Annotated in this window: 6 protein-coding genes and 1 pseudogene; 2 read left to right on the forward strand and 5 right to left on the reverse strand. The window is 64.9% G+C overall.

Annotated elements, in window-relative coordinates:
* Positions 1–508 (forward strand): annotated as a pseudogene (locus KAY22_RS24450) (NAD-glutamate dehydrogenase domain-containing protein); the annotation flags it as partial.
* Between the two features lie 133 nt (positions 509–641).
* Entirely contained in the window at positions 642–1,613 is a 972-nt protein-coding gene (locus KAY22_RS24455) for an oxidoreductase (protein WP_296625745.1), read from the forward strand.
* A gap of 45 nt (positions 1,614–1,658) precedes the next feature.
* Here the strand turns inward: KAY22_RS24455 and KAY22_RS24460 are convergent, their stop codons facing one another.
* The 5 genes from KAY22_RS24460 to KAY22_RS24480 all read right to left on the reverse strand — a co-directional run.
* Positions 1,659–2,528 carry an LLM class flavin-dependent oxidoreductase gene (locus tag KAY22_RS24460; protein WP_296625746.1) on the reverse strand — a complete coding sequence of 290 codons (870 nt, stop codon included), beginning with the start codon at positions 2,526–2,528 and terminating at the stop codon, positions 1,659–1,661.
* 143 nt (positions 2,529–2,671) lie between these two features.
* Positions 2,672–2,935, reverse strand: a complete 264-nt coding sequence (locus KAY22_RS24465) for a ribbon-helix-helix domain-containing protein (protein ID WP_366514159.1) — start codon at positions 2,933–2,935, stop codon at positions 2,672–2,674.
* A complete protein-coding gene (gene phbB / locus KAY22_RS24470) occupies positions 2,916–3,638 on the reverse strand; it encodes an acetoacetyl-CoA reductase (RefSeq protein WP_296625747.1) in 723 nt (240 codons plus the stop codon). Before phbB ends, KAY22_RS24465 begins: the two co-directional genes overlap by 20 nt.
* A gap of 109 nt (positions 3,639–3,747) precedes the next feature.
* Entirely contained in the window at positions 3,748–4,749 is a 1,002-nt protein-coding gene (hemH, locus tag KAY22_RS24475) for a ferrochelatase (RefSeq protein ID WP_296625748.1), read from the reverse strand.
* A partial coding sequence (locus KAY22_RS24480; protein WP_296625749.1) for a hypothetical protein occupies positions 4,746–4,953 on the reverse strand: 208 nt, incomplete at its 5' end. The genes KAY22_RS24480 and hemH, both read right to left, overlap by 4 nt.

A 4,953-nucleotide genomic window follows, 5' to 3' on the forward strand; every position in this document is an offset into this window, starting at 1 on the left:
GGATGCGTCGCGCGGCGAACTGTTGAAGGCCGAAGCGCGGCAGCAGTCCGATCAGCTCCGCCAGCGGATCGATGCCGACCGGGTCGATGCAGCCGTCATCGACGGGCTGATGCGCATCGCCGAGATTGATGGCGCGATCGGCACCGCCGCGCTTGCAAGCACGCTGGCTGCCGACGAGGACGATGTCACCCGTGCCTATGTTCTGCTCGGCGAGCAACTGGGGCTCGACTGGGCCAAGGTGGCGGCCGCGCGCTTCCGCAGCGCCGACCCATGGGAACGCCTGCTGGTCGCTGGCCTGACGCGCGAGTTCGGCCAGATCCGGCTCGACTTCCTCTCGCGCCATGGGCGCCGCGGTCCGGCGGAAGCTGTGTCGCAGTGGTTAGCCGCCCATGCCCCTCGCGTCGAACAGTTCCGGCGAACGATTGCCCGGGCGCGCGTCGCGGCGGCGCCCAGCGCGGCGATGCTGGCACGACTGGCGACGCAGGCCCGCGCGCTGCTGGCCCGCTGATATTCGATGCCGGCGTGCGATGCCGGCGATCGACTGACATGCAGGACGCTTGCGCCGCGCTGCGCCGATCCCTACGGTTTGGCGGATAGTTGCGGAGCTTAGCCTCGATATCGTCCTGCAAGCAGAGAGCGCATTGACCGGTTTCAATCTGATCCTGCTGATACCGGCGGCCCTCGCGGTCCTTCTGTTCGCTTTCATCACCTTTGCCGTGCTTCGCCGCACGCACGGGTCCGGGCTCGAGCCGCCTGACCCGCGTCCCACGGCGACCCCCGATAAGGCCGTCGATCGCCGCCCCGAAGTCGCTCCGGCGGAACCGCTACGGGATAAGCAAGCCTTTGGTGCCTGGCGCCTCGCAGAACGCCTGCTCGCCAATCAGGATTCGGCCGGCGGACCATTGTATCGGCTGCGCTTCACCCAGGACGGGACCGGTGTCTCATGGCAGGCTGGTGCCGTGGCCCGCGTCTATTGCGGTCCCACCGGCGACATCGACGATCCCGCCGCCCCCGCCGATGCGCCGGTGGGCTGCTACATGATCGGTTCGCTGCCCGAAGACGGAATGCTCGAACTGGTGGTGCGGCTGGTGCCGATCCAGGCGGCCGGGGGCGGTCAAAGATCGCGCTGGCTATGCGAGACGATCCAGCCGGGCGACGAGGTTCGGATCGCGATCAGCGACAATAGCGAATTGCTGCCCCCGCCGGCAGACATCCCGCTGATCCTGATCGGCAACGCGACCGGCATCGCCGGTCTCCACGCTCAGATCAAGGCCCGCCCGGCGGGTTCGCGCAACTGGCTGATCTTCGGCGACCGCAACAGCGCTGACGATCAGGTGCTTGCGGCAGAAATCACCCAATGGGTCTCTGTCGGTCATCTCGAACGGTGCGACCTCGTTCTTCCGGGCGACGGGGAGGAGCAGCGGCTGGTCACCGACCAGATCGAAGATGCGCGCATGACCGTGATCGACTGGGCGCTGGCCGGGTGCGCCATCTATGTCTGCGGCAGCCGCCTCATGGGCAACGACGTTCACGCGACACTGACAGGAATACTCGGTGCGGACGTCCTCGATGCGATGGCCGAAGCGGGTCTGTACCGGCAGTCGCTCTATTAAGCGACGCGGGAACGGCGGTGCCCAGGACTGCCCTCCCCGCTATGATCAGACGTTCGCGATGATCGCGTCGGCGAACCGGCGCATGTCGTCCAGCTTGTCCTGCAGAGGCTGACTGTCTTCCTCGACCGCGTAGAGATTGCGGAAGGCTACGGCCAGGTCGGTCACACCCAGATCGGCATAGCGCTTGATGGTATCGAGCGAGACATTGCCCATGTCGGTCGCAAAAACCTTGTGCGGCGCCGAAGCCCGGCCCGCCTGCTCGCGGAAGGCATGATATTTCTCGATGAGCGGGATCAGGGCGTCGATGCCGCCCCCCGCATACATCCAACCGTCATTTCGTGCGGCACGCTTCAGCGCCGCATCACTATGCCCGCCGATCAACACCTCGATCGGCTTGCTGGGCACCGGGTTCAGCTTGATCGGCGGCAGATCATAATGCTGGCCATGAAATTCGAAATAACCGCCCGCAGTAAGCCCGCGAAAGATGGCGATACACTCGTCGAACCGCTCGCCGCGCTTCTCCCACGGCACGCCCATGACCGCATAATCCTCGGGCCATACGCTGAGCCCGGCTCCGAGGCTGAAGCGGTTGCGCGTGACCGCCGCAATCGAGGAAGCGAGCTTGGCCGAATAGACCGGAGGGCGGACCGGCAGTTTCAGCACATTGGTGGTGAAGTGCAGCTTTTCGGTCGCGGCGCCCATTGCGGTCGCGGCGATGAAGGACTCGAGAAAAGGCTTGTTTTCCAGAAACTCGCGCCCGCCATCCGAGGTATAGGCATAAGCGGTGTCGGAAGCCTTGGGATAGATCAGGCTGTCGGGGATCACGAAACCGAAATAGCCGGCCGCCTCGGCCGCCTGGGCCAGCGGAATATAATATTCCGGATTGGTCATGGACTCGGCAAAATGGAAACGCATCCGATCACTCTCCCGCTGGCTCGACGACGCTATGCGACCAGTCGGCCTTTATCCCTTACGCGTTTGTCGAGGGCACCTTCGGGATAGTCAAGACCGGGCTCCGGCCATTGCCATGGATGGTCAATGGAACGCGGGCAACGGGATCAGCCAGCGATGCGGGCGGTCGCTCGCCGGAACAACCAGACCCTGATGGCGCTGGCGAGATTGGGCAGGTCGTCTTCCTGGACCCGTTCGGCGTCGATGCGCGCGACCAGGGCATTGAGCGGAAGGGCATCTTCCTTTGCCGCCGCTAGCAGCGCGTCCCAGAAGATCGGCTCCAGCGTTATCGAGGTGGCGTGCCCGGCAATGTTCACCGAACGCTTGACCGGACCCGCCACCGTCAGTCGATCAGTACATGTGCTGGCCACCGTTGATCGACAGCGTCGATCCGGTGACGAAGCCGGCCTCTTCGGCGCACAGAAAGGCCACGCCGCGCGCGATTTCCTCGGCATGACCGAGACGGCCGACCGGGATCTTGTTGACGATCTTCGCGAGCACGTCCTGCGGCACCGCCGCGACCATGTCGGTGTCGATGTAGCCGGGGGCGATCGCATTCACGGTCACGCCTGCCTTGGCGCCTTCCTGCGCCAGCGCCTTGGTGAAGCCATGAATGCCGGATTTGGCTGCCGCATAGTTGACCTGGCCATATTGGCCGGCCTGGCCGTTGATCGACCCGATGTTGACGATACGGCCCCAGCCGCGAGCCCGCATACCGGGGAAGGTCGCCTTGGCCATGTTGAAGCAACCGCCGAGATTGGTGTCCATGACCTCTTTCCAGTCCTGGTAGGTCATCTTGAGCAGCGTGCCGTCGCGGGTAATGCCGGCATTGTTGACGACGATGTCGACCGGTCCGAGTTCGGCTTCCACCTGCTCGACGCCGCGATGGCAGGCGTCGAAGTCTGCGACGTCCCACTTGTAGCTCTTGATACCCGTCCGCTCCGTGAAGGCGCGGGCGCGCTCGTCATTTCCGGCATAATTTGCCGCTACGACGACGCCAGCGTCCTTGAGCGCAAGGCTGATCGCTTCGCCGATGCCCCTGGTACCTCCGGTAACGATCGCAACACGCGCCATATAGCTTCTCCCAACAGATTCGGGTGCGATGCTAAAGCGTGAAGATGACGAGCGGAAGCGCGCAACGACAAGAAAATTAACCCCTTTCAGGGGTAAATCAAATTGCCGGTCAGGCCAGCCATCCCTGCAGTTCGTCGCGTATGAGCCGCTCGAGCATGGCCATCCCGATCGGCGTGTCGTTCAAGCAGGGGAGATAAGCGAAACGCTCGCCCCCCGCTGCCTCGAACTGCTCCTTGCCACGGATGGCGAGTTCCTCGAGCGTCTCGAGGCAATCCGCTGCAAAGCCGGGCGCGATCAGAGCGATCTTGCGTTTTCCGTCCTGGGCCAAGCGCGCGAGCATGTCTTCGGTCGAGGGCTCCAGCCATTTGCCGCCCCCGAAACGTGACTGGAAGGATACGACCAGCTTGCGCCCCAGCGCATCGGCCAGAAGCCGCGCCGTCTTCTGGCACTGACAATGATAGGGGTCGCCGAGATGAAGCGTCCTTTCCGGCATGCCGTGAAAGGTCGCCAGGATGGCATCGGGCTCGAAATCGAGCGCGGCGATACCCTCGCGTGCCGAGGCGGCCAGCGCCTCGATATGAACGGAGTGGTCGTAATAGGGTGGCAGAGTCCGGATCGCCGGCTGCCAGCGCATCGCGCCGAGCGCTTCGAACGCCTTGTCGGCGACGCTCCCCGTCGTCGCCCCGCTATATTGCGGATAGAGGGGCGCGAGCAAAATCCGGTCGCAGCCTTGCGCCTTCATCGCTTCGATGCGCGATGCAATCGAGGGGCTGCCATAGCGCATCGCGTAATCGACCAGCACCCCGTCGCCCAGCCGTGCGGCGAGCGCCGTGGCCTGGCGGCGGGTGATCGACGCGAGCGGCGAGCCATCCTCGGTCCACACCTGCGCATAGGCATGCGCCGACTTGCGCGGCCGGACGTTGAGGACGATCCCGCGCAGGATCGGCTGCCAGAGCAGCGGCGGGATCTCGACGACGCGGCGATCGGAAAGGAACTCGGCCAGATAGCGGCGCACCGCCTGCGCCGTCGGCGCGTCGGGCGTGCCGAGATTGACCAGCAACACCCCGATGCGGCCGATTCGAATGGCGGGATGGTCGGCGGGACGGGTCATATTTCCTCCGACAGCAGCGGCAGCTTGCGAAAGCGCAGGCCGGTGGCGGAAAACAGCGCGTTGGACAAGACCGGAGCCGCCACCGCGACGCCCAGTTCGCCCGGATCGGCCGACGGGGCATCGCTGTCGATGAAGTCGATCCTTATCTCGGGACAGTCGGCGAGCAAAGGCAGCGCCAGCTCGGCGAGGCGACCGGCGATCGGC

Source organism: Rhizorhabdus sp. (assembly GCF_018006725.1).
In the GTDB taxonomy this organism is placed as follows: Bacteria; Pseudomonadota; Alphaproteobacteria; order Sphingomonadales; family Sphingomonadaceae; genus Rhizorhabdus.